Consider the following 25,284-nt stretch of genomic DNA (forward strand, 5'->3'; position numbering starts at 1 on the left):
AAGAGCACTGGAATTCAGCCGACAACTGAATGAGGGTAGCACGCCAAACATGGATGTTTGGCGAGGTGCTGCTTCGCCTGGAGCGAATCAGCGCCGGTGCGTAAACCCGAATGAAGGCGGAGGGGAGTCGCCATCAGGCGACCTGGATTCGGGTGCGAAGGCGTGGAGGTGCAGGAGGCGTTCGCCTTAACGCCTCCTGCTCGGCCACTCGCACGATAGCTAATTTAAACACAGCACTATTAGTGGACGAAACGTACTCAAAACTCAATGTCTTTTTATTAACAAGCACTGTTTTTAACCATCTGTTAAGTAAAAACACACCAACAACAGGAACCAAATTACATGAATATCTTACATATCAACTCCAGCCCCTTCACCGAAAACTCTGCCTCCCGGGAGCTGTCAGCTGCTATCGTTACCGCCTGGCAACAAACAAAACCCGCAGCAAAGATTGTTTATCAGGACTACGGCACTAACCCACCACCACACCTGTCAGCAGAAGCGATGACCAGCCTGCGTTCACATCAATACAGGTATCTATCAGACAATGCATTAGCAGAAATCGCGGCCGTTAATCAGGCCATTGAACAGCTGGAGATATGCGATGTTTTAGTGATTGGTTCTCCAATGTACAACCATTCTATTTCCAGCCATTTGAAAACCTGGCTGGACTTAATTTGTCAGGCAGGGAAAACCTTTCGCTACTCATCAACAGGCCCGATTGGTTTACTGAAGAACAGGCCGGTATTTATCGCCTCATCTCGCGGCGGTATCTATAGCTATGGTGAAGGCTTAGCCCATGATTTTCAGGAGCCTTATCTGGTTTCCATGTTGGGAACATTAGGTTTGAAAGACATTCATATTATTCGGGCTGAAGGGATCAATATGTCTCACCCCGGTAGAGATGTGGTAATGGCTAACGCTATGCAGCAAATCAGAGAGATCTTTAATTTACCAGCGATGACACAGCCAGCCTGAACATAGCCGGACAATAACTCACAGGAGAGAAAAACTCATGTTTCACACCAATGTGATCAATCAACTCACCAACTGGATTGAAGATAACCTTCAGGAGCCGCTTAATATCAAAACCGTCGCCTTGAGGTCAGGTTATTCACCATGGCATCTTCAGCGAATGTTTAAGAGTATTACCGGCTATCCACTCGCTTCTTACATTCGTATACAGCGATTAAATAACGCTGCGAGTGAATTAAAAAAGAGTCGGGTAACCGTGGCCGATATTGCGGCAAAATATCAATTTGATTCACAGCAAAGCTTTTGCCGGGCGTTTAAAAAGTATTTTGCTACTTCGCCATCCCACTATCGTCGGTTTTCGTTAACCAGTCGATCGTCAGGTTCGGCCAACAATCAGTGATACCATTCCGGCAGCAATCAATGGACCAACCGGCACTCCGCGGAAAAATGCCACACCAATAATAGTACCAATCAACAGACCCGCCACAATGGTGGGCTGGCTGGTCATCAGCGTAACTCCCCTTCCCCCCAACCAGGCTACAGCAATACCAATAATAATTGCTACGATCGACTTCCAGTTAACAAATACCTGTAACAGCATGGATGGGCTCATCTTGCCGTTGGCCAGCGGTGTCATAACAGCGATAGTTAATATGGTAATGCCCACGGTTAATCCATATTTCTGCACCATTGGGAATGCAGCTTCGAGTGGGGTAAGACGGAGGATAAGCAGGACAAGAATGGCGATAGTGACCGTATTGTTATGGCTAAGAATACCTAGCCCGGCCAATACCAGCAGGATAATAAGTGTGGGGTCAATACTGGGCATTTGCGGTAGTTCTCATGAATGAAGATACAAATGATGACTTGATGAATATCGGCTAATAAATTCCGATATTCATCATACCGCAAATAATCAAAAGCGTTACAGTTTATCGGTTGAGAAAGTATCACACTGGCGGAAATCACCAGAATCAAAACCGCGTTTAAACCAGGTATAACGCTGCTGTGAAGTACCATGAGTAAAACTATCCGGAATAACGCGGCCGCTGCTTTGCTTTTGCAGACGATCATCACCAATTGCCTGAGCTGCGTTGAGCGCTTCCTCCATATCACCCATCTCCAGTACCTGTTGCTTTTGCATACTGTGTCCCCAGACCCCGGCAAAGCAGTCTGCCTGTAGCTCTTGCTTGACAGAAAGACGGTTCACTTCAGCCTGACTACGGGATTGTTGCTGCATAGCACGAACTTTATTGGCAATACCCATCAGGTTTTGTACATGATGGCCAACTTCATGAGCAACAACGTAGGCCTGAGCAAAATCACCACCGGCTTTCAGACGGGTTTCCATGTCCTGATAAAACGACAGGTCGATATATACGGTCTTATCCGCCGGGCAATAGAACGGCCCCATCACTGATTCACCGGTACCGCAACCGGTACGGGTTGCACCGCGATACAGCACCAGTTTAGGGTCCTGATAGCTGCTACCCTCTTTTTTAAAGATAGTATCCCAGGTGTCTTCCGTAGAAGCCAATACCACAGAAGTAAATTTAGCTTTTTCATTATCCTGCGGAGAGAGGGCCTGGCTTTGCTGGGTAGATTGTACGTCACCACCGTTTAGCAGTGGAGTCAGATCTACGCCGTAGTATCCGGCCACCAGTACCACTACCAGCAGAACCAATCCACCTTTACCTCTGGGCACTCGCATACCGCCGCCACCCATACCACGAGAAAAACCACCTGACTCACTGCGGCGATCTTCAACGTTATCGCTTTCCCGACGACCTTGCCAACGCATAATCTTGTCTCTCATTATCAACGGCCACAATTCAGGCCAATACTTACATTATATAACCTGAGTATATGCAGCAAAACATAAAAAGCCCTACTGATGCAGGATAAAACCCGTAATAAAGAGTTATTTTGTTGTGAGAACACAATCTCCAGATAAGTAAAAAGCCGGATAAACCGGCTTTTTACAGTGATACTGACCTTACGGAATCGATTGCGCAATTAGTCCAAATTAATACCGAGACGTTGTGCTACCTCTTCGTACGCTTCAATCAAGCCACCCAGGCTTTGGCGGAAACGGTCTTTATCCATTTTGTTAAGCGTTGTTTTATCCCACAGGCGGCTACCATCCGGGGAAAATTCATCACCCAGTACAATTTCACCTTTAAACAGACCAAACTCTAACTTAAAATCCACCAGAATCAGACCGGCATCGTCAAACAGTTTTTTCAACACGTCGTTGGCTTTATAGGTCAGCTCTTTCATACGTGCTAAATTTGACTCATTCACCCAGCCAAAAGTAGTGCAATAAGATTCGTTGATCATTGGGTCGTGCATAGCATCGTTTTTCAAAAACAGATCGAACAACGGTGGGCTAAGTTCCATTCCCTCTTTTACGCCTAAACGACGCACCAGAGATCCCGCAGCACGGTTGCGAATTACACATTCAACCGGCACCATCTCCAGCTTCTTAACCAGTACTTCAGTATCAGAAAGCAGACGCACCATCTGAGTCGGAATTCCCGCCTCTTCCAGCTTGCTCATAATGAAATAGTTAAATTTATTATTGACCATTCCTTTACGATCGAACTGCTCAATACGTTCACCGTCCAGGGCTGAAGTGTCATTACGAAATTCCAGAACTAGCAGGTCCGGATCCTCTGTTGTATAAACGGTTTTTGCCTTACCACGATAAAGTTCGGCTACCTTTTGCATCTTCAGTTTTCTCCGTTGATTTCAAATGTGATGGTTATTTATGACTAAACATGGAATAAAAAAGGGGCGTTAAGCCCCTTTTTTCATTATTCAGCTATTAAGCTATGGTTAAACGCGGATTGTAGAACCGTAACCAGTGCATTGTTTTCTGACTCCTTCAACACCTGGCCTTTATCGGTACTAAATTGCAGGCTACTGCGGTTGTCTAAATCGCCCACCTGAATTTTGTAATCACCGTTTTTCAAATCTGGATTTGGCACACTCAATGCTGCCCAGTTGCTGTTTGATGACTTGAAGGTCACGGTAATTAAGCCCAGTTGCTTATTACGATCGTTAATCTTCATGCCTACATTTTCCAGCACCGTTGGCAGACGCTCCCAAACGTTAGTATAAGGCGCGCGTACAATCACTACCGGCAGACCGGTATCATCATGCGCAGCCTGCAGAACAATACTATCACCTGCTTTCGCAGCCTGTTGAGAACTCAGGTTACTCTGAGTTTTATCCAGGCCTTCAGTAATGGCATTCAGCATACTGATACTGTAACGCTGCATAGACGCTGCATCAGACACCGCCTTATCACCCGCCTTCAGCTCCAGTACTTTTACTGACAGCTGGTTTTGATAACCCTGAGGCTGAACCGCTATTTGATAACGGGCACTGTGAGCGACGTTTTCATCACTACGCTGCCAGTTAACCCAGTCAGTTGTCAGCGTCTGGCTGGCATCCTGACGATCGGCAATGCGATAGCCTTTCTGCTCAAGAACCGCAACAACCTGAGACCAAAGCGCCTGATATTTGCTGCTGTTTTCTAATGAAAGCGTGGCGGTGTTAGCGCTGTACTGTACTCGTGAGCCAGTCATCAAAGCCAGAGGCTGAGATGGCGGACGAATATCCAGTGCTAAACCAACATTACCCGTTGAGACAGCACGGCTATCAACCGCATACTGACCGTTCTGAACAGGTAATATCATTCCTGCCGGCGCGCGTAATTCCTTTAACGCAGGGGCTTTTAAATAGTCTTCATCGCCACTTACCTGATGCTTATAAGTCTGATCGTTAGAACAAGCAGCCAGCAGCATAACCAGCGAGACACCAACTATTTTCTGTAATGAATGAACCATTAATTTTTCCTAAAATTTATAGCAGACCAGCAGACTTTAACGCCTGTTCAACGATCGGCCGGGCACTTTGCGCCAGCGGAGTCATGGGTAACCGCATTGTATCATCAGCAATTAAACCTAAACGATAACATGCCCACTTCACTGGAATTGGGTTAGATTCAACAAACAATTTCAGATGCAAAGACATTATCCGTTCATTAAGACAACGAGCTTCAGCAAAGTTTCCTTGTGCAGCTAATTCACATAATTTTGCGATTTCACGCGCAGCAACGTTTGCCGTAACGGAAATCACACCGTGACCACCCAACTGCATAAACTCTAAAGAAGTCGCATCGTCGCCGCTGAGCAATTTAAAATCATTTCCTACCAGCGCCTGAGTCTGACTAACCCGACTTAAGTTACCGGTCGCATCTTTCAATGCCACAATGTTTGGTACTTCCGCTAAACGAGCAACGGTTTCAGGTAACATATCACAACCGGTGCGACCAGGAACATTATAAAGGATCTGGGGCAAATCAGTATGCTCGGCAATAGCTTTAAAATGCTGGAATAACCCTTCCTGAGTTGGCTTATTATAATAAGGGGTTACGGACAAACAACCAATAACACCTGTATCATTAAAATCTTGAGTCAGAGAAATGGCTTCTGCCGTTGCGTTAGCGCCCGTTCCGGCGATCACCGGGACACGACCATCGGCTAGATCTAATGTCATTTTAACAACGTCAACATGTTCATGATGACTAAGCGTGGCTGATTCCCCGGTGGTGCCTACGGAAACGATCGCGACAGTGCCGCTAGCCACATGATAATCAATCAGTTTTTTTAAACTGGCGCGGTCAACTGAACCTGTTGAGTCCATTGGCGTAACCAGTGCAACCATACTTCCCGTAAACATAAGCGATTCCCCTTAATAGACATATCGAACATGGTACTTTTGACCAATAGCGAAAAGCAAGCAACAACATCACTCTAACTGCTTGTCTGGGTGATTTTTTTATGTTTACCATAGTATCACCATTTTCAGGCAGGAAGTTTTAACGTGCCACAGCAATCTGAATATTACCTTGTCATTACCGCCTTGGGTACCGACCGTCCGGGAATAGTCAATACTATTACCCGACATGTCAGTAGCTGCGGCTGTAATATAGAGGATAGTCGTCTGGCACTGTTGGGTGAAGAATTTACTTTTATTATGCTGCTTTCCGGTGGATGGAGCGCGATGATGCTGCTCGAATCTACTTTGCCACAAAAAGGGGTGGAATTAGAGCTATTGATTGTGATGAAGCGCACAACTCAGCACCCTCGCCCTCCCATGCCGGTCACGATGTGGGTAAAAGTAGAGGTAAAAGATTCACCCCACTTAATTGAACGCTTTACCAACTTATTTGATGCAGCAGAAACCAGCATTGCTGAACTTACTTCAAAAACCAGCATTTGCGAAATCACAAAAGAAGCTAAGCTGTATATTGAGATTACGTTACACAGTGCCCTGACCGGCACGCATAAAAAGGTTGAACAAGATTTCTATCGCCTCTGTACAGAACTAAATGCACAAGGCAGTATTAACATCGTAATCAATCCACAAGCATGAAAAAAGGACGGAACTAGTGATAAACCCATTAAAAGCCGGTGATACCGCCCCTGAATTTACACTCCCGGATCAAGATGGTGAAGATATCAGCCTGAGCGATTTTCAAGGGCAGAGAGTTCTTATCTATTTTTATCCAAAAGCCATGACGCCAGGTTGTACCGTACAAGCCTGCGGACTACGGGATAACATGGATGAACTAAAAAAACTTGGCGTAGATATTCTGGGTATCAGCACTGATAAACCAGAAAAGCTATCTCGTTTTGTTGAAAGAGACCTGCTGAACTTTACGCTGCTTTCTGACGAGGAACATCAAGTTTGCGAACTGTTTGGTGTTTGGGGTGAAAAAACTTTTATGGGTAAAACCTATGATGGTATTCATCGCATCAGCTTTTTAGTTGGCACTGACGGAAAAATTGAAAAAGTGTTTGATGATTTCAAAACCAACAACCACCATGAGATTGTACTGAACTATCTGAACGGTAAAGGTTGACGGATTTTTATAGCAACGGCTACCCCATCAGGGGAGGTAGCCGTTGTTTGTTTTGTCTTTTTTAACGCAAATTCTCTGCTATTAAATCGTCCGGCCAAACGTGAATAACCGCTTTAACCAGTGTAGCCAGAGGGATAGCAAAGAATACTCCCCAGAAACCCCACAGCCCACCAAAAATCACTACCGACAGAATAATCACCAACGGATGCAGGTTAACTGCTTCTGAGAATAAAAATGGCACCAGTAAGTTACTGTCCAGACCCTGTACAACTAAATAGGCAATAACCAGCGTCCAGAAATCAGGCCCAATTCCCCACTGAAATAGCGCCACAATAAACACAGGAATGGTGATTAGCACCGCGCCAATGTAGGGAATTAACACCGATATCCCTACCAACACTGCCAGCAACAGGGAATAGCGCATATCCATAAACCAGAACACCAGATAGGTCGCCACCCCAACAATCACAATCTCAACCACTTTACCGCGAATATAGTTAGTGATTTGTTGATTCATCTCCAACCATACTTTGCCTGCCAGCCCGCGGTTGCGAGGTAATATGCGATGTACCGCATAAATCATCTGACGTTTATCTTTCAGCAAGAAGAACACCATCAGCGGCACCAGAATCAAATAGATTGCCAGCGTTAATAGCCCCATCAATGATGCCATAGAGTATTTCACCACTGAATCCGCCAGACCTGCCAGCTTGGTGCGTAAATTTTCCGCAAACAAATCAATGATACCTGCGTCAACCAGCGCCGGATAACGTGCCGGAAGCGTTGCGGCAAAATCATGAAAACGGTTTAGCATCTTTGGCATATCCGCAACCAGATTCACCCCTTGCTGCCATGCTGCCGGTATCACCACCAGAATAGCGACACACATTATTCCACCAAACAGGATGATAACGCTGGTCGCGGCTAACCCACGGGAAAGTCCCATATCTTGTATTTTAGTGGTTGGCCATTCCAGTAAATAGGCCAGTACGATCGCCACTAATAGCGGAGCCAAAATACCATGGAAAAAATAGATAATACCGAAGCCTACGACTAAAATAATCAGTAACGCCACGGCCTGGGGGTCAGTGAAACGCCGGCGATACCAGCGAGACAACATCTCCAACATAACAACCTCCGGGGGAGAAAATCTTTCATTGAATCCGTTTCAGTGCTTCATATAGATTCAAATAAAAAAACCTATAGGAAGAACAGAAATAGACAGGACAAAACATGATATTAGTTGTCTACATAATCAGATGAATAAACTGTCACCCGGAAATGCCTCAGCTAAGCTTCAGTTATTCGGTGCAACCACCGCATAACAGTGATAATTTATCATGTATTGCATACTGAAGGATGGCTAACCGGAGCTATCGCTATAATAGCAACAAACCGCCTGTTAACACGATAAGATTTAAGGTAACCCGATGGTTTTCTCGGGAAAATGCAGACAAATGTAAGTTTAGGGAAAACGGCTCTTACTGCATCAGCATCAGAGCGTGTTCTGTAGGTTAATATAACTTCTGGAATTGATATCGATATGTCCACCCGTTTTGGTAAATCCTTACTCGTCACCTTATTAGGTAGTACGCTGCTATGCAGCCCGGCCATTCCGGTTATCGCTGATACGACCAGCGACCTGCCGGATATTGGTACCACTGCCGGTGGTACTCTCAGCATTAACCAGGAATTGCTGATGGGAGATTTTTACCTGCGGCAACTGCGTTCCGGTGCACCACTGATTTATGATCCATTACTAACTGATTACGTTAATAATTTGGGTCAAAAGCTGGTTGCCAAAGCCGATGCAGTAAGAACTCCTTTTCATTTTTATCTCATCCAGAATAATGAGATTAACGCCTTCGCCTTCTTTGGTGGCAATGTGGTACTGCACTCTTCACTGTTTCGCGAAACAGACGATGAGAGTCAGCTGGCTTCGGTAATGGCCCACGAAATTTCACACGTTACCCAACGTCATTTAGCTCGCGCCATGGAAGAGCAACAGCGCAACGCCCCACTGACCTGGGTAGGTGCTTTAGGCTCTATTTTACTGGCGATGGCCAACCCTCAAGCGGGTATGGCGGCATTAAGTACCACCATTGCCGGAACCCAACAGGGTATGATCAGTTTCACCCAGTCCAATGAGCAGGAAGCTGACCGTATTGGCATTCGCGTATTGCAGCGCGCAGGTTTTGACCCTATGGGCATGCCTGACTTTATGCAAAAACTGGCGGATAAATATCGTTATGCCAGCAAGCCACCAGAGATGTTACTGACTCACCCCCTACCGGATAGCCGGATGTCAGACACCCGTAGCCGAGCTCAACAACTGGGCCATAGAGTGGTTGCCTCTTCTCAGGATTATCTGTTCGCTAAACTGCGCGTGCTCGGAATGTACGGCGGAATGGATGGATTAAGTCAGTTTATGCTGGATGATTATAAGAAAGGTAATGCACGTGAACAAATGGCCGGAAAATATGGCCAGGCTATTCTCTACTATAAATCTAAACAGTACGATGCCGCCCGCAACATTATTCAGCCATTGTTAACACAACAGCCAAATAATGTTTGGTTCCTCGATCTGGCTACCGATATCGATCTGGAGCAAAATCGTGCTCCACAAGCCGTCAGTCGCTTAGAGCAAGCCATTAAGAGCCAGCCAAACAGCGCAGTGTTACAGCTCAATCTGGGCAATGCCTATATTGAAGCTCGTCAGACAGCTAAAGCAACTACGCTGCTTAATCGTTATACCTATAGCCACCCGGAAGATCCTAACGGTTGGGATTTGCTGGCTAAAGCCGCCGCCGATCAGGGATTACGTGATGAAGAGTTGGCAGCCCGGGCTGAGAGTATGGCGCTGGTCGGCCGCCTCGATCAGGCGATTGGCATGTTGACCACTGCCAGTTCTTCAGTTCAGGTTGGAAGCCTGAAACAGGCGCGTTATGATGCACGTATCGACCAGCTACGCCAGCTGCAGCAGCGTTTTAAACAGTTTGACCGATCTTAAGAATGATCTCAGGAGAACAATAATAATGACTAAAACCGTAACTATTTTTCATAACCCTCGTTGTAGCACCAGCAGAAAAACTCTGGAGCTACTGGAAGAAAGGGGAATTAAACCTGATGTTGTTTTGTATATGGATACACCACCTGACAGCAAACAGATCCATCACCTGTTAAAACAGCTAAATTTCAGCTCTGCTCGTCAGCTTATCCGCACTAAAGAAGATTTGTATAAAGAGTTAAATCTGGCAGATGCCTCAGAGCAGGCACTGATTGATGCCATGACAGCTAACCCTAAACTGATTGAGCGACCAATTGTGGTAACAGGTGAGCAGGCTCGCTTAGGCCGACCACCAGAAAACGTATTGGAAATTATCTGAATTTACGTCCACGTTGTTTAAGGATGAATAATGAAAAAGTCACATCTACAATCATTATTTATGGGTGGCTTGCTCTCTGCCGGTCTGGTTATGTCCGGCAGCGCTTTCGCCGCTGAGTACATTCCCTCGCTGGAAAAAACCAGGCTATTTACTGAGATAACTCATGACTGCCGGGATGTTGTGCTAAAAGACTGGAAGCCAGCAACCCGGGACGTTTTAGCTAAATATGGTATTGATGTCACCGCCGCTAAACTATGCAATGGTGGTGATTACCCGGTGTTTTATGTCAGCCTCAAATACGACCCTCAGGGACAAACCGCTGACTTTTATCAACCGTTCTATGAAGCAATGAAGAAAGCCAATAAAGATCGGCCCTACTCGATGATCTCGGATCTTGATGAGCTGATTATTAATGTGACCTATGGTCAGATGGGTGAAACCAAAACCGATTTTGAACGCTTTCAGCCCTGTACATTATAAAATAAAGTACCAAACCTATAACTCTAGTGCTTCTTTAACAAAAGGAATGGTCAATTTACGCTGGGCCGTGATGGATGCCGAATCTAAACGATCCAGCGTTTCAAACAGAGTTCGCATATCCCGCTCAAGTCTCTTAAGCAGAAAACGTCCCACATCCTCCGGTAGTTCAAACCCACGTAGTTTTGCCCGTAGAATCAACGCCTGAAGTTTGTCTTCATCTGACAGTGGATGTAATCGATAGATTTGCCCCCAATCCAGGCGTGAAGCCAAATCGGGCAATGACAGATTTAGCTGACGGGGAGGAACATCACCGCTAATCAGCAGTCGGGTAAATCCGGTTTCAAGAATACGGTTATACAGGTTGAAGATTGCCATCTCCCACTCACTGTCACCGGCAATACACTCAATATTATCAATACAGACCAACGCCAACTGTTCCATACCGTCCAGTACTTCGGGCACAAAATAGGTGCGCTTATCCAGCGGCACATAACCGACGGCCATTCCCTTCTGAGAGAGCGCTGAACAGGCAGCGTTGAGCAGATGGCTCTTTCCACTGGCATCGCCAGACCAGAAATAAATATAAGTACTGTGTTCCTGTTCCAGTGCGGAATGAATAGCAGAAAGCAGCGACGCATTTTCGCCGGGATAAAAGCTGGCAAACCGCTCATCATCAGAAAGATAGAGAGGAAAAGATAGCTGCGTCGATGTATTCAGAAACACCTCAAACTAAAAAAACCGAAAACCGGATTAGTTTAGCATACCGAAGAGAGAGGGAGAACCGGCAACACAAGGTTGCCGGCGGCCAAATTAATGGGCTGATTTCTCTGACTCAGGATGAACCGGTGCTTTAGGCAGGATCAGGTTTAACAGAATGGCAATCACACCACACAGACTGATACCCTGCAGTGAATATTGACCAAAGTTAAACACCATACCACCAATACCAAACACCAGAACGATAGAGACAATACACAGGTTGCGCGCAACCGACAGGTCAACGCGGTTTTTCACCAGAATATTGATACCTACTGCGGCGATTGAGCCAAATAGCAGAACCATAATACCGCCCATTACTACTGATGGAATGGTATTCAGGAAAGCACCAATCTTACCAATAAATGACATGAATACCGCCCAACAGGCAGCAAAAGTCATGACCAGTGGGTTAAAGTTACGGGTCAATGTTACCGCACCGATAACTTCTGCATAGGTAATACAAGGAGGGCCACCAAAACAGGCCGCTGCGGAAGTCGCCAGACCGTCACCCGCCAGAGTACGATGCAGGCCAGGATCTTTGGCGTAGTCTTTTCCGGAAACCGAACTGATCGCCATAATATCGCCGACGTGTTCAATAGTTGGCGCGATAACTACCGGCAACATAAACAGAATCGCCTGCCAGTGAAATTCTGGTGCAGTAAAGTTAGGGATAGCAAACCAAGGCGCATCCAGCACTGGCTGGAAGTTAACAATTCCCATCATCAATGCAGCAACATAACCAACCACAATGCCGGATAAAATTGGGATTAAACGAAAAATGCCTTTAGCCCAAACCGCTACCAGTAACGTGGTCAACAGAGACAGCATAGAAATGAACAGTGCGGTGCGGTAATCGTCCAGAATGACTGAACCACCATCCCCACTTTTGCCTAATGCCATGTTTACCGCCGCAGGTGCCAGCGTCAGACCGATGATCGCAATCATTGGGCCAGTAACAACCGGTGGCAGCAGTCGTTCAATAATATTCGAACCACGCAGTTTAATCAGGCCACCAAAAATCATGTACATCACACCAGCAGCAAACAATCCACCCATGGTGGCCGGGATCCCCCAGGTTTGAACGCCGTAACTGATAGGAACAATAAAGGCGAAAGATGAGGCTAAAAATACCGGCACCTTACCTTTAGTACAGAGTTGAAACAGCAAGGTACCGAAGCCTGCGGTGAACAGTGCTACGTTGGTATCTAACCCTGTGATCAGCGGTACCAGTACTAACGCACCAAATGCCACAAACAGCATTTGTGCTCCCACCAGAACGTTCTGCCAGGCAGGTGGCTGTGCGCCGGTCATTGACGGCTGTTGCATAAAATAAACCTCTAGTTTGAAATGATGTTGTTATCCGGCACGGCTATACGTCAGTATCCGCGGCGGTCGTCTTGCCTGTAACTAATTTCTTATGACTTATATTTACTACCGCAGGCTGATTTTTTAGCCTGATACTGCTGAAAAACCTGATAAATTGACAGTTGTGTATATTCCGACCGTAAAAACGATGTGCTGATATCGGCACTGGTAACGGTCGGTAAACCATTTGTACTTAGCTGCGGAGCGCGTCGGGCCTAGATTCCCTAGGGGCGCTTCGTTGGCTTACGCCAAGTCGACCCCAACGGAAATCTCTCCCTCCGATTGGCTATGTTAAAACACAAAGCTGAACCAATCAGACTTTGTCACCAATCTGGGGCTGATTTTTAGCCTTATAACACCCGGTAACACCCGGATGTTCCGTAAAACCACCATACTATTAGCCAACTTGCATCCATAAATATGGGCGATCGTGTCGCCCATATTTATCTGTTTATTGCTCAGTCATCCTGAGTTCCGCCACGATGGGGAGATGGTCACTGACCGATGGCCAGTTAATGCCAGCCCACTCACCAGTCGCATTTGGAATAGTAAGATTATCCAGATGCCAGCGTTGCGCATTACCGGTAAAGATATAGTCTACCTTGATTTCGGCATTTTCAGCAGGCCAACTGCGGCCATCTTTGTCACCCGGTTGAATATCATTCCAGTAACGGTTTAATTCTTGCCAGGTTACACTTTGTGGCACATCGTTCATATCGCCGAATAACAGCTTGATACCGCGGATTTCGATGGTGCGATCGTTTAACTCTCTTACCTGATCCAAACGCATGGCCGGATCTTCTTTAGTATCCAGGTGAGCATTCACGACGGTAACAGGTACTGCAAAATTAGGTACTTCTACCTTAGCAACAAACGCAATGCGTTGTTCCCGCTGACCAGATGGTAGTGGATAGATAACCTGATCTTTGATTGGATATTTAGACAGATAAGCCAGACCATATTCGCCGCCATCATAGTCAATAGCCCGACCAAACACTCCGTGCATACCAGTCAGCTTCATCAACTCAGCCAGTTGATCTACTTTACCGCTGCGCGCGGTAAGTTTGTCCACTTCCTGCAGGGCAACAATATCAACATTCATGGCTTTAATGGCTTTGGCAATCGCCGTCATATCACTGACTTTACCAGCAGCCATATTAAAAGAAGCCACCTTCAGTACCGGTGCTTCTTTTAAGGAAAATGTCTTGTTAGTGATGCCACCCAGCGCACTGGCTACTTCGCGGCTATTAGCATTGCTGTTGGCATGATTAACAGGGGCTTCACTACTCCAGACAGGAGAGGCGAAAGACAGGGAGAATATTGCAGCTAAAAAATAATTGTAACGTGGCATACGACACACCTTATTTTTATTAAAACCAAACGGGTACCGACTACTGATGCTCCACCATAATTATCAGAGGTAGAGTGGGTAGCGCAATCAACACCGGCCCCGGTAGCAACATCCTTGTTGTGTATCAGTTTACTGATTACTTCGTACCAAAGATCTTATCGCCCGCGTCACCCAGACCTGGAATGATATAACCTTTTTCGTTTAAGCCCTGATCGATAGAAGCGGTATACAGCTCAACGTCCGGGTGCGCTTTTTCTAATGCTTCAACGCCTTCAGGAGCAGCAACCAGCACCAGCACTTTAATTGACTGACAGCCAGCTTTTTTCAGTAAGTCGATGGTTGCAATCATCGAGCCGCCTGTTGCCAGCATTGGGTCAACCACCAGCGCCATACGCTCTTCAATATTGGAAACCAGCTTTTGGAAATAAGGTACCGGTTGCAGGGTCTCTTCATCACGATATACACCAACTACGCTGATACGCGCACTTGGAACGTGCTCCAATACCCCTTCCATCATGCCTAAACCTGCACGAAGAATCGGTACTACGGTGATTTTTTTACCTTTGATTTGTTCGATTTCTACCGGGCCATTCCAGCCATTGATGGTCACTTTTTCAGTTTCTAAATCGGCGGTTGCTTCGTAAGTCAGTAAACTACCAACCTCTGAGGCTAATTCACGAAAACGTTTAGTGCTGATATCTTCTTCACGCATCAGGCCTAACTTATGTTTAACCAGTGGGTGCTTAACTACAACGATCTTCATTTATTCCTCTCCCATATCGCGGATGGTGCACTGTCGCTCTCAAAAAAATCGGCAAATTATACCTGATAATGCGTGAGCCGTAACAAAGAAATGCATGATTCAGATCATGATAGGCTATAGATTGTGCTAATACTGTTAACAGAGCGCTGTTTTTTCCAATTAATCATTGGCGGTGATAAAAAACCTCACGTCAGGCATCAGGGAGTTCAAAATCAGGGATATGAAGGCATATTTTAATATCAACAAGAAATGGTTGCAGGTTGCAATAACTTGTTTAATGACGGTTAGCCTGACCTCTTGTTCGCTGTTTACTCAATCTTCTGTGGAAGCCAAATATACAACACCTCCAGATGTTTCTACTGAACGGCTAACCCAACACGTCAAACAATTATCCGAGGCCTATTACCCCAGAGATTACACCCATCCGGAAAATCTTAATGCCAGCGCTGATTATATTATGCAGCAGCTTGAGCCTTATACCGACAGGCTTTCAGAGCAGAAATTTACCGTAAGAGATAAGCCTTATCGCAATATTATTGCCCGTTTTGGACCAACAGAAGGAGAGCTGATTGTGGTCGGTGCTCACTATGACTCCTACTATAAAACTCGCGGTGCAGATGATAACGCCAGCGGGGTCGCCGGTTTACTGGAGCTAGCCCGGCTGCTAAAACAGCATCCTCCTTCATCCCCGGTTGAGCTGGTAGCTTACAGTCTGGAAGAACCGCCCTTTTTCAGTACCGATGAAATGGGAAGTTCTTTCCACGCACGGCAGTTAGTAGAAACTGAGCGGCAGGTAAAACTGATGATGTCACTGGAAATGATCGGCTATTTTAGCGATGAACCCGACTCACAAGATTTCCCTTTAAGTATGATGAAATCACTCTACAGCGATAAAGGGCATTTCATCACTGTGATTAGTAACATGGGCAATCGGGACATCACCGCACAAGTAAAAAGCCTGATGATGGGAGCCAGTGATTTGCCGGTTTATTCACTCAATGCTCCATCATTTATTCCCGGAATCGATTATTCTGACCATCTGCACTACTGGAAACAGGACTACCCTGCGGTAATGATTACCGATACGGCATTTTATCGTAATCATCACTATCACGAATCTAACGGAGATACGTGGGACCAACTGGATTATCAGCGTATGGCGAAAGTGGTACAGGGCGTTTATGCCACGGTTCAGAATCTGGATTAGTATCAGGTGAGTGGTTAATAAGCCTGTGAGTTTGTGCATCAGAAATAAAAACCATAGGCAAACGTTTGCTATAACTGATAGAATTACGCCGTTTCTGTTAAATATCACCTATCTCCATGGGGAACCCCGCAGTGACCGATAAAACTTCTCTAAGCTACAAAGACGCTGGTGTTGACATTGATGCTGGTAACGCTTTAGTCGATAGAATCAAAGGTGTAGTAAAACAAACCCGTCGTCCTGAAGTTATGGGTGGACTCGGAGGGTTTGGAGCACTTTGCGCACTGCCGCAAAAATACCGTGAACCGATTCTGGTATCAGGCACCGATGGTGTAGGCACCAAACTTCGCTTAGCCATGGACTTAAAACGCCACGATACCATTGGTATTGATTTGGTTGCCATGTGCGTTAACGATCTGATTGTTCAGGGTGCAGAGCCACTGTTTTTCCTCGACTATTACGCTACCGGAAAGCTGGATGTAGATACCGCTGCCCGTGTAGTTACCGGCATTGGTGAAGGCTGTAAGCAGTCCGGCTGTGCGCTGGTTGGTGGAGAAACGGCTGAAATGCCCGGCATGTACCACGGTGAAGATTATGACGTGGCCGGTTTCTGCGTTGGAGTAGTAGAGAAATCCGAAATCATTGACGGTAGCAAAGTCTCTGCAGGTGACACGCTGATCGCTCTGGCTTCCAGCGGCCCGCACTCTAATGGCTACTCGCTGGTACGTAAAATTCTTGAAGTCAGCAAAACCGATCCACAAGCCACTATGCTGGCCGGTAAATCACTGGCAGATCATCTGCTGGCACCAACCAAAATTTATGTGAAATCTATTCTGCAAATGCTGGAGCAGATTGACGTTCACGCTATCGCCCATATCACTGGCGGCGGCTTCTGGGAAAATATTCCCCGCGTATTGCCACAGGGTACTCAGGCAGCGATCGACGAATCAAGTTGGCAGTGGCCGGAAGTGTTTAACTGGTTACAGCAAGCAGGTAACGTTAGCCGTCATGAAATGTACCGAACCTTTAACTGTGGCGTCGGTATGGTAATTGCCCTGCCGGAAGCTCAGGCGAATGCAGCCATCGCACAATTACAATCCACCGGTGAAATTGCCTGGAAAATTGGCACCATCAAAGCTTCTACTTCTGACGAGCAGGTGGTTATCGGCTAATGAAAAGTATTGTTGTACTCATTTCTGGCAGCGGCTCCAATCTTCAGGCCATCATTGATGCCTGTGATAGTGAGCAAATCGACGGAACTATCAGTGCGGTATTCAGCAACGTTCCCGAAGCTTATGGATTGGTACGGGCACAACAGTCTGGCATTGCTACGGAAGTCGTTGAGCCCAAGTATTTTAGCAGCCGCACCGATTATGATCTGGCACTGGCAGATACCATCGACCGCTATAAGCCCGATCTGATTGTTTTAGCTGGCTATATGCGTATTCTGAGCCCGGTATTTGTTAACCGATATGCGGGTAAGCTGCTAAATATTCACCCTTCTCTGCTACCTAAATATCCGGGCCTGCACACTCACAGTCAGGCGCTGAGTAACGGCGATAAACAACACGGCGCAACCATTCATTTTGTTACTGAAGAGCTGGATGGTGGTCCGATTATTCTGCAAGCAGCAGTACCGGTATTGGCACAGGATAGCGAAGCTGAGTTGATTAAACGGGTGCAGGTTGAAGAACATCGTATCTATCCGCTGGTTGTTAGCTGGTTTATGGATGGTCGGCTGGCTATGCGTGATGGCAAAGCCTGGATGGATAATCAACCTTTACCACCTCAGGGTTACGCCGAAGTCGGATAAATGGCACTATGGCTACGATATCAGTTAGCGATGTCGTAGCCATATCCCCTAGCATTAGCCTGAAATAGTACTTGCCCGCAACACATTAACCTGACTAAGCTAGTAAGCCTGTAGTCATGCTACAGTCAAATATTTCTAAACAAATAGCTATCAGGAGTTCCCATGTTGGGTAAACCCAGCGTCAAGCTACGTCCGCTTGAACGTGAAGACCTCAGATTTGTCCACCAGCTCGATAATAATGCCAGCGTTATGCGCTATTGGTTTGAAGAACCTTACGAAGCCTTTGTTGAGCTGTCAGATCTGTACGATAAACATATCCATGACCAGAGCGAACGGCGCTTTATTATTGAGGCCGATAATAACCGCGTCGGGCTGGTTGAACTGGTGGAAATAAACCATATACACCGCCGGGCAGAATTTCAGATCATCATCGATCCAGCCTGGCAGGGGCACGGCTATGCCAGTGCCGCAGCACGATCTGCAATGGAGTATGGCTTCTCTGTGCTTAATCTATATAAGCTCTATTTAATTGTTGATAGAGAAAATGAGAAAGCCATCCATATATACACCAAGCTGGGGTTTGAAACCGAAGGCATTCTTAAACACGAATTCTTTATTAATGGGGAATATCGCGACACTATTCGCATGTGTATTTTTCAGCCGCAATATTTAGCCCGATTAAAGCAGCAAAATTGATCGACTGAAGGAGGGTAATCCATCCGATACTCTCCTTTATTTCTCTGCCTCAATGCCCTTTTCCGTTTGATTAAGATAATCCCCCTTTCCGGCTATTCTTATTTATAATGTGTGCAAAATAGAAATAGCATCGACGTTATTCACCAGAATATTTAGCTCGATGTAACAGATTTAATATTTAACCGATAAAATAAGATAAACTATTTGAAAAATAACGGTATTCTTATAGCAGGAGAGCAGAGAGGTTCGACTATGCGCCCATCAACAAAACTAAAACAACAAAAAATTATTGAGGTAGCAACCCAACTGTTTCTCAAACAGGGGTACCATCAAACCAATCTGGATCAGATTATTGAGCAATGTGGCGGTTCCAAGCAGACTATTTACAGCTATTTTGGTGATAAACGTGGCTTACTAACCGCAGTTATTGGCCGCTGTATTGAAGAAGTTGAAGCCATCTTCAATTTTAAAAACGACGACAATAAAACGTTAGAACAGCAATTAGTTCAGTTTGGCACCAACTATCTGGATACTATCTTATCCCCCACATTACTGAATACTTTTCGCATCTTACTCACAGAATCTCAGCACGATCAGGAACTGGCTGATTTTTATTTAAATCAGGGCCCCTATCGTATCACCAACTATTTAAGGCAGTTTCTACTCTCCCATATGGAACAGGGGCACATTAAACATGGCGATCCATCGGTAGCCTGCGGCCACCTGCTTAGTTTACTGAAGGGCTATATTCAGCATGAAGCGCTATTTGGTGTGAGAGTTCCACCTAAGACAGTGATCAAACAGCATGTCCAGTCGGCGGTAGACTGCTTCCTTAACGGTTATCGCCCAATTTAACTAATTATTATAAAACAGATAATGATGATTAAAGTTGCCCTTACCCCTATTGAACATCAATCCAGAGGCGAACTGGTTGCCTGCTCATGGAGCACTGCCGAGCGCCTGATAGTATTGGAAGCAGAATCCATTCCGGAACGCATTAACGGCCAGTTTGTCCCCAGCCAAACCGACAAACGAAGCTGGTTTATTTCAATCTACCAGCATGGCGAGTTGGTACTGTCTGTTCCTTCTATTGAATCAAAAACCAACTTCCACTATGTACAGATGCTGGACGATCAGCATATTTTATTAGTGGGTGCTCGCTGTCACTACAATCATGGCGATCCGGAAAAGAATGCCGAAGTTTACAATCTGGATGGGCAACGAGTGCGCCGCTTCACTTTAGGCGACGGCATTGAAGATATTAATGTCACCGCTGACAGCGCCATTTGGGTTAGCTATTTTGACGAAGGGGTATTTGGTAATTACGGCTGGGGCCAGCCTCTCGGGCAATATGGCCTGGTGAAGTTTGACCAGGAAGGCAATATTCTCTGGCAGGCCGAACAGTTTGATATTTGCGACTGCTATGCGGTAAATGCGGAAAGTGAGCACTCATTCTGGTTTTACTACTATTCCGATTTCCATCTGGTTCATTTAAACAAACTGCAAGCCACCTCTTATCGGGCTCCCGTTCAGGGCAGCCATGCTTTTGCTCTATGTCATCCTTATTTAGTAATGGGTGGAGGCTATGGGAAAAATGATAATTTCCACGTGTTTAAATTCAACGCATCCTCATTAAAGGAGACAGCAAAACTGTCATTTACCGATTCTGATGGCAAATCTCTGAAGCAGTGCGTTTATAACATGCGCGGTAATCGGGTTATTGCCTTTAATCAAAGCGGAATTTACTACACTATTCTGACACCAGACCTCTGCCAGTAAACTCGCTTTGAATGTCAGTTACCAACCAAATACCGTTCCCTGATCGGTAGATTTATCTGCTGCACCCTGATCTCTGATCCGTTCCATACGGCGATCCCGCTTCATGCTATCGGAAGCGGGGTCATAGTCATAAATCGGTCGTTCCCGATCGTTAACCACACAACCAGAGCCTCGTGGACAAGGTTCAGTATAAGACTCAGAAGTGCATCCCAACAGAAACAGGGTAATACCAGCAATTAACGATAATCTAATCATAGAAACTCCAACATCGCCGCAACAATATAATCACTAAAGTTAATTATAATTTATAGAATTATACAAAAACGATATTAGCGCACTTTACATTGATACCTGAAGTCTGCCATCTTGTTGATTATCTCAAGTCTGGCTATTGATATTGTGATCTCACAACACACACATCTTCTTGCATTACATTATGCTAACCAGCCGGCATGATAACGAACAATAAAGGTATAACATGACCATCCGAGTAGCTATTAATGGCTTTGGCCGTATTGGCCGCAGCGTTTTACGCGCTTTGTACGAATCAGAGCATCATAAAAAAATCAGTGTGGTGGCGATTAATGAATTGGCTGATCCTAACGGTATGGCACATTTATTGAAATACGATTCAACTCACGGGCGCTTTGCCCGTCGCGTTCGTCAGGAAGGAAGAATGTTATGGGTGGATGATGATGCAATACAATTATTCCATCAAAAAGAGATCGCCAACCTGCCGTGGAAATCATTAAACGTTGATATCGTGTTGGATTGCAGCGGCGTTTATGGCAGCCGGGCCGATGGCGAAGCACATATCGCGGCCGGTGCCAAAAAGGTGCTGTTCTCCCATCCGGGAGGAAACGACTTAGATGCCACCATTGTTTATGGCGTTAACCACCATGATTTAAAGGCTGAGCACCGAATCGTTTCCAATGCCTCCTGTACCACTAACTGCATTATTCCGGTGATCAAACTGCTGGATGATGCATTTGAGATTCGCTCAGGCACTGTTACCACCATTCACGCTGCAATGAATGACCAGCCGGTGATTGATGCTTACCACAAAGACTTACGCCGTACCCGTGCCGCCAACCAATCGATCATTCCAGTCGATACCAAACTGGCGGCGGGAATTACCCGTATTTTCCCTAAGTTTTGCGACCGATTTGAAGCGATTTCAGTGCGAGTACCCACCATCAACGTAACCGCTATCGACCTGAGCGTTACGCTGGAAGTCCCTGTCAGCGTGCAAGATATTAACCAACTGTTAGAACATGCGGCTAAAAATACCTTTCAGGGAATTGTGGATTATACCGAGCTGCCACTGGTTTCTACCGACTTTAACCATGATCCTCACAGCGCTATTGTCGATGGCACACAGACCCGCGTCAGCGGTCAGCATCTGGTAAAAATGTTGGTATGGTGTGATAACGAATGGGGTTTTGCCAACCGTATGCTGGATACCACATTAGCGATGATTGCCAGTGAACAGCAATCAGAAGAAAGTTCTGCTAAAAAACTCACAGAACAAACCCTATAGCATTCACTGCGTTTGTTATCTGACGAGAAAACCTAATAAATAGGCTTCAATGGATATTCCGGTCGTAAAAACTAAAGTGTGTATATTGGTTTTGTGCTCGACCGGAAGACCATTTGTACTTAGCCATAGAGTGCGTCGGGCCTAGTCCGCCTAGGGGCACTCCGGCAGCTAAAGCTGCTACGACCCCAACGGCGGCCTCTCCCTCCGATTAACTATGTTTAAACATAAACCTACCCCGTTAGCTAATTACAGAAGGTTTTATGTTTACCACCAACGATGAAAATGATGTACCGGGCCGATGCCGTGACCTACTTCCAGACTGTCAGCCATAATCAAAGCCTGCTGCAAGTAATCTTTCGCCAGCTGTATTGTCTGCTCCCAGCTATCACAACGCGGGCGTAATGCCGCCAGTGCAGCAGAAAGTGTGCATCCGGTTCCATGAGTATGTTTAGTGGCAATTCTTGGGGCACTAAAACGCAGCGTTTGCTGTGGCGTAATCAACCAGTCGGGGCTTTCTGCTTCACTTAAATGCCCCCCTTTCATGAGTACCGCCGGACAGCCCATCCCTAACAGCGCTTTCCCCTGCTCCAGCATTTCAGCCTCACTGGTGGCAACGGGGCAATCAAGCAAAGCAGCAGCCTCCGGCAGGTTAGGCGTAATCAGAGAAACAATCGGCAACAATTGACGACGTATCGCTTCTACCGCTTCAGGAGCCAGTAACGGATCGCCACTTTTTGCCACCATCACTGTATCCAGTACTACGTAAGGAATGGAATAGCGCTTTAGTGATTCAGCGACCACCTGAACAATATCTGATTCAGCCAACATGCCAATTTTGGCACTGTCGATACGCACATCATCCAGCACCGAACTGAGCTGGGCCGCCACAAAATCAGGATCAATGCGATAAACAGACTGTACACCCAGCGTATTTTGCGCCACCAGCGCGGTCATAACACTGGTGCCATAAGCTTCCAGCGCAGAGAAGGTTTTTAAGTCGGCCTGAATACCCGCACCACCGCTTGGATCGGTGCCGGCAATAGTTAATGCATTAATTCTCATAACGTTTTACCCATCAGATGTTCTGGTTGCAGTTGATAAAGCAAATCAAGAAAACGAGGAACAAAGCTCCCCGGCCCGGCAGACTCTTCGGCAGCCACTCCACCACAAAAAGCCATCACCATGCAGGCACTGGCTACCAGTTCGAGTGCTTTCTCTTTATCCAGCGATAAAAAACCAGCCACCACGGCGGATAATGCACAGCCCGTTCCAACCACTCGAGTCATTAGCGGATTGCCAAAAGGCAATGCATAACAGGTTTGACCGTCGGTCACATAGTCAATAGCGCCGGTCACTGCAACAACAGCGCCACTGCGGTTGGCTAACTCAATCGCTGCCGGTAACGCAGCTAAAGAATCATCAGTGCTGTCAACGCCCCGCCCTGCTGAACTAAAGCCGGCCAGCGCCATAATTTCCGAAGCATTACCACGAATAGCAGCAGGTTTCATGGTAAGTAATTGGTGAGCGAAGTCAGTACGATAACCCAATCCACCTACTGCCACCGGGTCCAAAACCCAGGGAACCGCTGCACGATTGGCCGATTCCACCGCCAGCAGCATAGCTTCTGCCTGAGTTTCATTCAGGGTTCCCACATTAATCAAAAGCCCGCTGGCAATAGCGCTAAAATCTCCGGCTTCCTGACGAGCCACCACCATTGCCGGTGAAGCACCTAAAGCCAGCAGAACATTGGCAGTAAAATTTTGCACCACCTGATTTGTCAGGCAGTGAACCAAAGGGGAAGAGGTTCGCAATTGCGTCAGCCAATGGGCCGCAGCAGAACCGGGAAAAGGTTGAAGGTTGTGAGATGAATTCATAAAGCTCCCAACCGGCGTTAAAGAAGGCAGTACCGGTGGGATACCGTGACTTCCCTACGCTGGCATAATCCAGATCAGGTAATACGGGTGATATCTCAGCCGCTGTGCGTGTTGCACAGGGCACCCCGAGTCGAAGTTACATATTAGACGATTGAGTAAAAGGATCAAGGCATTGTCAGGAAGTTATTAACGCTCCCGCAATGCTTCCTCTAACTTATTCAACGGCTTAATCAAATATTCCAGCACTGTCTTCTGTCCGGTTTTAATCTCTACATTGGCGACCATGCCCGGCATAATGGGGAAACGCTTACCGTTTTTATTATGCAGCTCTGCATTTTTGGTTCGCACATAAACCCGATAATAGTACTGATCCCGCCGAACCTCATCCTGTAAGGTATCCGGTGAAACCACCACTACTGTCCCATCCAGATTGCCATAAATAGACGAATCGTAAGCAGTCAGCTTGACCGTTGCCGGAAGGTCCGGGCGAATATAAGCGATATCACGCGGGTTAATGCGAGTTTCAATCAACAAATGGTCTTCCAGCGGTACAATTTCCATTAACTTGCCGCCCGGAGGCAAAACACCCCCCACTGTGGTTACCTGAATATCTTTTACCACCCCATGCACCGGAGAATAGAGCGTGGCGCGATCCAGTTGATCGGCTTTACCTGCCATCACTTCCATCTGAGCATCCAACTCGGCATTGTTTTTTACCTGCTCTTCACGGGCCCGCACTGCGTACTGATTACGTGCTTCATCAATTTTGCCCTGTAGTTCCGTTGCCTGACGCTGCAGACGAATCACTTCAACCCGACTGGCGGCCCCTTTCTCGATTAGCGGCTGGGTCATTTTCAGTTCAGAATTGACCAGATTATATGAGCGCTGCAAGTTAGAAACTGTTTCATCCAGATTGCGTCGTCTTGACTCATACAGTTGACGCTCACGTGCCACCAGCTCCGGCTCCTGTAAGGTATCCGGGCTGAATTCCAGCGGAGCTCCAGTCAGTTCAGAACGCAAACGCTCCGCAGAAGCTCGCAGAGTTCTCACCCTTGATGCTGCCTCACCGTAGTTAGACTGAAAGCGTTTAGGATCAAGCTGTGCCAACACTTGCCCCTTATTAACAATGTCACCTTCATGTACCGACATAACAGAAACAATGCCGCCATCCAGACTCTCAATCACCTGAGCCCGGGTTGAAGGCGTCACCTTTCCGGTTCCAACGGTAACTTCATCTAATGAAGCAAAACTCGCCCAGATAAAAAGCAATATTCCACCTAATAGCGTCAGCCAAACCACTGACGAATGACGGCGTCCTTGCTGAGCCATATCTTCCTGCATTGATAGTTCAGTCATTGGGCGAT

The 25,284-nt window shown here is 46.5% G+C and carries 28 protein-coding genes and 1 riboswitch; of the genes, 14 read left to right on the top strand and 14 right to left on the bottom strand.

Features of this window, described 5'->3' with window-relative positions; translation table 11 throughout:
- Positions 1 to 342: 342 nt before the first annotated feature.
- Together GOL65_RS07300 and GOL65_RS07305 are read left to right on the top strand one after the other, a co-directional pair.
- Complete coding sequence (locus GOL65_RS07300) at positions 343 to 978, top strand: FMN-dependent NADH-azoreductase (RefSeq protein ID WP_140919943.1); 636 nt, start codon at positions 343 to 345, stop codon at positions 976 to 978.
- Between the two features lie 37 nt (positions 979 to 1,015).
- Positions 1,016 to 1,375, top strand: coding sequence for a helix-turn-helix domain-containing protein (locus GOL65_RS07305; protein ID WP_140919944.1), 360 nt, complete (start codon positions 1,016 to 1,018; stop codon positions 1,373 to 1,375).
- On the opposite strand, the gene GOL65_RS07310 is transcribed toward GOL65_RS07305, so the two are convergent.
- From GOL65_RS07310 to dapA, 5 genes are all read right to left on the bottom strand, one after another.
- Entirely contained in the window at positions 1,352 to 1,804 is a 453-nt protein-coding gene (locus GOL65_RS07310; RefSeq protein ID WP_140919945.1) for a DUF441 domain-containing protein, read from the bottom strand. The genes GOL65_RS07305 and GOL65_RS07310 overlap by 24 nt on opposite strands.
- A gap of 96 nt (positions 1,805 to 1,900) precedes the next feature.
- A complete protein-coding gene (ypfJ, locus tag GOL65_RS07315; protein WP_140920069.1) occupies positions 1,901 to 2,776 on the bottom strand; it encodes a KPN_02809 family neutral zinc metallopeptidase in 876 nt (291 codons plus the stop codon).
- Between the two features lie 215 nt (positions 2,777 to 2,991).
- Complete coding sequence (purC, locus tag GOL65_RS07320) at positions 2,992 to 3,705, bottom strand: phosphoribosylaminoimidazolesuccinocarboxamide synthase (RefSeq protein WP_140919946.1); 714 nt, start codon at positions 3,703 to 3,705, stop codon at positions 2,992 to 2,994.
- An 86-nt stretch (positions 3,706 to 3,791) separates the two neighbouring features.
- Positions 3,792 to 4,829 (bottom strand): outer membrane protein assembly factor BamC, encoded by a 1,038-nt coding sequence (bamC, locus tag GOL65_RS07325; protein WP_140919947.1) that lies wholly within the window; start codon positions 4,827 to 4,829, stop codon positions 3,792 to 3,794.
- Positions 4,830 to 4,845: 16 nt separating this feature from the next.
- Complete coding sequence (dapA, locus tag GOL65_RS07330) at positions 4,846 to 5,724, bottom strand: 4-hydroxy-tetrahydrodipicolinate synthase (RefSeq protein WP_140919948.1); 879 nt, start codon at positions 5,722 to 5,724, stop codon at positions 4,846 to 4,848.
- Positions 5,725 to 5,868: 144 nt separating this feature from the next.
- Between dapA and GOL65_RS07335 the strand changes: the two genes are divergently transcribed.
- Positions 5,869 to 6,420, top strand: coding sequence for a glycine cleavage system transcriptional repressor (locus GOL65_RS07335; protein WP_179038208.1), 552 nt, complete (start codon positions 5,869 to 5,871; stop codon positions 6,418 to 6,420).
- 19 nt (positions 6,421 to 6,439) lie between these two features.
- Complete coding sequence (bcp, locus tag GOL65_RS07340) at positions 6,440 to 6,910, top strand: thioredoxin-dependent thiol peroxidase (protein WP_130593760.1); 471 nt, start codon at positions 6,440 to 6,442, stop codon at positions 6,908 to 6,910.
- 61 nt (positions 6,911 to 6,971) lie between these two features.
- Here the strand turns inward: bcp and GOL65_RS07345 are convergent, their stop codons facing one another.
- Positions 6,972 to 8,039 carry an AI-2E family transporter gene (locus GOL65_RS07345; RefSeq protein WP_140919950.1) on the bottom strand — a complete coding sequence of 356 codons (1,068 nt, stop codon included), beginning with the start codon at positions 8,037 to 8,039 and terminating at the stop codon, positions 6,972 to 6,974.
- 414 nt (positions 8,040 to 8,453) lie between these two features.
- Here GOL65_RS07345 and bepA point away from each other — a divergent pair, with 414 nt between their 5' ends.
- The 3 genes from bepA to GOL65_RS07360 are packed head-to-tail and all read left to right on the top strand — an operon-like array spanning position 8,454 to position 10,776.
- Positions 8,454 to 9,920, top strand: a complete 1,467-nt coding sequence (gene bepA / locus GOL65_RS07350) for a beta-barrel assembly-enhancing protease (protein WP_140919951.1) — start codon at positions 8,454 to 8,456, stop codon at positions 9,918 to 9,920.
- 25 nt (positions 9,921 to 9,945) lie between these two features.
- Positions 9,946 to 10,296, top strand: a complete 351-nt coding sequence (gene arsC / locus GOL65_RS07355) for an arsenate reductase (glutaredoxin) (RefSeq protein ID WP_140919952.1) — start codon at positions 9,946 to 9,948, stop codon at positions 10,294 to 10,296.
- 30 nt (positions 10,297 to 10,326) lie between these two features.
- Positions 10,327 to 10,776 (top strand): hypothetical protein, encoded by a 450-nt coding sequence (locus GOL65_RS07360; RefSeq protein ID WP_140919953.1) that lies wholly within the window; start codon positions 10,327 to 10,329, stop codon positions 10,774 to 10,776.
- A 15-nt stretch (positions 10,777 to 10,791) separates the two neighbouring features.
- Here GOL65_RS07360 and hda read toward each other — a convergent pair whose 3' ends face one another.
- The 4 genes from hda to upp all read right to left on the bottom strand — a co-directional run bounded on the left by hda (position 10,792) and on the right by upp (position 15,014).
- On the bottom strand, positions 10,792 to 11,499 hold the full coding sequence (hda, locus tag GOL65_RS07365) for a DnaA inactivator Hda (protein WP_130592938.1): 708 nt from the start codon (positions 11,497 to 11,499) through the stop codon (positions 10,792 to 10,794).
- Positions 11,500 to 11,586: 87 nt separating this feature from the next.
- Positions 11,587 to 12,861: a uracil-xanthine permease family protein gene (locus GOL65_RS07370; protein WP_140919954.1), complete on the bottom strand. Its 1,275-nt coding sequence runs from the start codon at positions 12,859 to 12,861 to the stop codon at positions 11,587 to 11,589.
- A gap of 490 nt (positions 12,862 to 13,351) precedes the next feature.
- Complete coding sequence (locus tag GOL65_RS07375) at positions 13,352 to 14,251, bottom strand: endonuclease/exonuclease/phosphatase family protein (protein WP_140919955.1); 900 nt, start codon at positions 14,249 to 14,251, stop codon at positions 13,352 to 13,354.
- Between the two features lie 136 nt (positions 14,252 to 14,387).
- Complete coding sequence (gene upp / locus GOL65_RS07380) at positions 14,388 to 15,014, bottom strand: uracil phosphoribosyltransferase (RefSeq protein WP_130592941.1); 627 nt, start codon at positions 15,012 to 15,014, stop codon at positions 14,388 to 14,390.
- Between the two features lie 220 nt (positions 15,015 to 15,234).
- Between upp and GOL65_RS07385 the strand changes: the two genes are divergently transcribed.
- The 6 genes from GOL65_RS07385 (at position 15,235) to GOL65_RS07410 (ending at position 20,506) form a co-directional block, all read left to right on the top strand.
- The gene (locus GOL65_RS07385) at positions 15,235 to 16,221 is read left to right on the top strand and encodes a M28 family peptidase (RefSeq protein ID WP_140919956.1); all 987 of its coding nucleotides are present in this window, start codon (positions 15,235 to 15,237) and stop codon (positions 16,219 to 16,221) included.
- A gap of 131 nt (positions 16,222 to 16,352) precedes the next feature.
- Positions 16,353 to 17,390 carry a phosphoribosylformylglycinamidine cyclo-ligase gene (gene purM, locus GOL65_RS07390; RefSeq protein ID WP_140919957.1) on the top strand — a complete coding sequence of 346 codons (1,038 nt, stop codon included), beginning with the start codon at positions 16,353 to 16,355 and terminating at the stop codon, positions 17,388 to 17,390.
- The gene (gene purN, locus GOL65_RS07395) at positions 17,390 to 18,031 is read left to right on the top strand and encodes a phosphoribosylglycinamide formyltransferase (protein WP_140919958.1); all 642 of its coding nucleotides are present in this window, start codon (positions 17,390 to 17,392) and stop codon (positions 18,029 to 18,031) included. The genes purM and purN overlap by 1 nt, the downstream gene beginning before the upstream one ends.
- A gap of 162 nt (positions 18,032 to 18,193) precedes the next feature.
- Complete coding sequence (speG, locus tag GOL65_RS07400; RefSeq protein ID WP_140919959.1) at positions 18,194 to 18,727, top strand: spermidine N1-acetyltransferase; 534 nt, start codon at positions 18,194 to 18,196, stop codon at positions 18,725 to 18,727.
- 252 nt (positions 18,728 to 18,979) lie between these two features.
- Positions 18,980 to 19,582 carry a TetR/AcrR family transcriptional regulator gene (locus GOL65_RS07405; RefSeq protein WP_140919960.1) on the top strand — a complete coding sequence of 201 codons (603 nt, stop codon included), beginning with the start codon at positions 18,980 to 18,982 and terminating at the stop codon, positions 19,580 to 19,582.
- Between the two features lie 21 nt (positions 19,583 to 19,603).
- Positions 19,604 to 20,506, top strand: coding sequence for a hypothetical protein (locus GOL65_RS07410; protein ID WP_140919961.1), 903 nt, complete (start codon positions 19,604 to 19,606; stop codon positions 20,504 to 20,506).
- 18 nt (positions 20,507 to 20,524) lie between these two features.
- On the opposite strand, the gene GOL65_RS07415 is transcribed toward GOL65_RS07410, so the two are convergent.
- Positions 20,525 to 20,761 (bottom strand): hypothetical protein, encoded by a 237-nt coding sequence (locus GOL65_RS07415; RefSeq protein WP_140919962.1) that lies wholly within the window; start codon positions 20,759 to 20,761, stop codon positions 20,525 to 20,527.
- Positions 20,762 to 20,984: 223 nt separating this feature from the next.
- On the opposite strand from GOL65_RS07415, the gene epd reads away from it, so the two are divergent.
- The gene (gene epd, locus GOL65_RS07420; RefSeq protein WP_140919963.1) at positions 20,985 to 22,046 is read left to right on the top strand and encodes an erythrose-4-phosphate dehydrogenase; all 1,062 of its coding nucleotides are present in this window, start codon (positions 20,985 to 20,987) and stop codon (positions 22,044 to 22,046) included.
- 264 nt (positions 22,047 to 22,310) lie between these two features.
- On the opposite strand, the gene thiD is transcribed toward epd, so the two are convergent.
- The 3 genes from thiD to GOL65_RS07435 all read right to left on the bottom strand — a co-directional run bounded on the left by thiD (position 22,311) and on the right by GOL65_RS07435 (position 25,276).
- Positions 22,311 to 23,108: a bifunctional hydroxymethylpyrimidine kinase/phosphomethylpyrimidine kinase gene (gene thiD, locus GOL65_RS07425; protein ID WP_140919964.1), complete on the bottom strand. Its 798-nt coding sequence runs from the start codon at positions 23,106 to 23,108 to the stop codon at positions 22,311 to 22,313.
- On the bottom strand, positions 23,105 to 23,920 hold the full coding sequence (gene thiM / locus GOL65_RS07430; protein ID WP_140919965.1) for a hydroxyethylthiazole kinase: 816 nt from the start codon (positions 23,918 to 23,920) through the stop codon (positions 23,105 to 23,107). The genes thiD and thiM overlap by 4 nt, the downstream gene beginning before the upstream one ends.
- A 34-nt stretch (positions 23,921 to 23,954) precedes the next feature.
- A riboswitch (TPP riboswitch) is annotated at positions 23,955 to 24,058 on the bottom strand.
- A gap of 48 nt (positions 24,059 to 24,106) precedes the next feature.
- Complete coding sequence (locus GOL65_RS07435; protein WP_140919966.1) at positions 24,107 to 25,276, bottom strand: HlyD family efflux transporter periplasmic adaptor subunit; 1,170 nt, start codon at positions 25,274 to 25,276, stop codon at positions 24,107 to 24,109.
- Positions 25,277 to 25,284: the final 8 nt, after the last annotated feature.

The organism is Limnobaculum xujianqingii, from assembly GCF_013394855.1.
Taxonomy (GTDB): domain Bacteria; phylum Pseudomonadota; class Gammaproteobacteria; order Enterobacterales; family Enterobacteriaceae; genus Limnobaculum; species Limnobaculum xujianqingii.

Bases quoted from the DNA above. Each gene is read 5' to 3' on its own strand.
- bamC (WP_140919947.1), bottom strand. From the start codon at position 4,829: ATGGTTCATTCATTACAGAAAATAGTTGGTGTCTCGCTGGTTATGCTG.
- GOL65_RS07385 (WP_140919956.1), top strand. From the start codon at position 15,235: ATGAAGGCATATTTTAATATCAACAAGAAATGGTTGCAGGTTGCAATA.
- GOL65_RS07405 (WP_140919960.1), top strand. From the start codon at position 18,980: ATGCGCCCATCAACAAAACTAAAACAACAAAAAATTATTGAGGTAGCA.
- arsC (WP_140919952.1), top strand. From the start codon at position 9,946: ATGACTAAAACCGTAACTATTTTTCATAACCCTCGTTGTAGCACCAGC.
- dapA (WP_140919948.1), bottom strand. From the start codon at position 5,724: ATGTTTACGGGAAGTATGGTTGCACTGGTTACGCCAATGGACTCAACA.
- epd (WP_140919963.1), top strand. From the start codon at position 20,985: ATGACCATCCGAGTAGCTATTAATGGCTTTGGCCGTATTGGCCGCAGC.
- GOL65_RS07415 (WP_140919962.1), bottom strand. From the start codon at position 20,761: ATGATTAGATTATCGTTAATTGCTGGTATTACCCTGTTTCTGTTGGGA.
- GOL65_RS07410 (WP_140919961.1), top strand. From the start codon at position 19,604: ATGATGATTAAAGTTGCCCTTACCCCTATTGAACATCAATCCAGAGGC.
- ypfJ (WP_140920069.1), bottom strand. From the start codon at position 2,776: ATGCGTTGGCAAGGTCGTCGGGAAAGCGATAACGTTGAAGATCGCCGC.
- GOL65_RS07375 (WP_140919955.1), bottom strand. From the start codon at position 14,251: ATGCCACGTTACAATTATTTTTTAGCTGCAATATTCTCCCTGTCTTTC.
- bepA (WP_140919951.1), top strand. From the start codon at position 8,454: ATGTCCACCCGTTTTGGTAAATCCTTACTCGTCACCTTATTAGGTAGT.
- GOL65_RS07360 (WP_140919953.1), top strand. From the start codon at position 10,327: ATGAAAAAGTCACATCTACAATCATTATTTATGGGTGGCTTGCTCTCT.
- thiD (WP_140919964.1), bottom strand. From the start codon at position 23,108: ATGAGAATTAATGCATTAACTATTGCCGGCACCGATCCAAGCGGTGGT.
- thiM (WP_140919965.1), bottom strand. From the start codon at position 23,920: ATGAATTCATCTCACAACCTTCAACCTTTTCCCGGTTCTGCTGCGGCC.
- upp (WP_130592941.1), bottom strand. From the start codon at position 15,014: ATGAAGATCGTTGTAGTTAAGCACCCACTGGTTAAACATAAGTTAGGC.
- speG (WP_140919959.1), top strand. From the start codon at position 18,194: ATGTTGGGTAAACCCAGCGTCAAGCTACGTCCGCTTGAACGTGAAGAC.
- GOL65_RS07300 (WP_140919943.1), top strand. From the start codon at position 343: ATGAATATCTTACATATCAACTCCAGCCCCTTCACCGAAAACTCTGCC.
- GOL65_RS07310 (WP_140919945.1), bottom strand. From the start codon at position 1,804: ATGCCCAGTATTGACCCCACACTTATTATCCTGCTGGTATTGGCCGGG.
- GOL65_RS07370 (WP_140919954.1), bottom strand. From the start codon at position 12,861: ATGCAACAGCCGTCAATGACCGGCGCACAGCCACCTGCCTGGCAGAAC.
- GOL65_RS07305 (WP_140919944.1), top strand. From the start codon at position 1,016: ATGTTTCACACCAATGTGATCAATCAACTCACCAACTGGATTGAAGAT.
- purC (WP_140919946.1), bottom strand. From the start codon at position 3,705: ATGCAAAAGGTAGCCGAACTTTATCGTGGTAAGGCAAAAACCGTTTAT.
- GOL65_RS07435 (WP_140919966.1), bottom strand. From the start codon at position 25,276: ATGACTGAACTATCAATGCAGGAAGATATGGCTCAGCAAGGACGCCGT.
- GOL65_RS07345 (WP_140919950.1), bottom strand. From the start codon at position 8,039: ATGTTGGAGATGTTGTCTCGCTGGTATCGCCGGCGTTTCACTGACCCC.
- purN (WP_140919958.1), top strand. From the start codon at position 17,390: ATGAAAAGTATTGTTGTACTCATTTCTGGCAGCGGCTCCAATCTTCAG.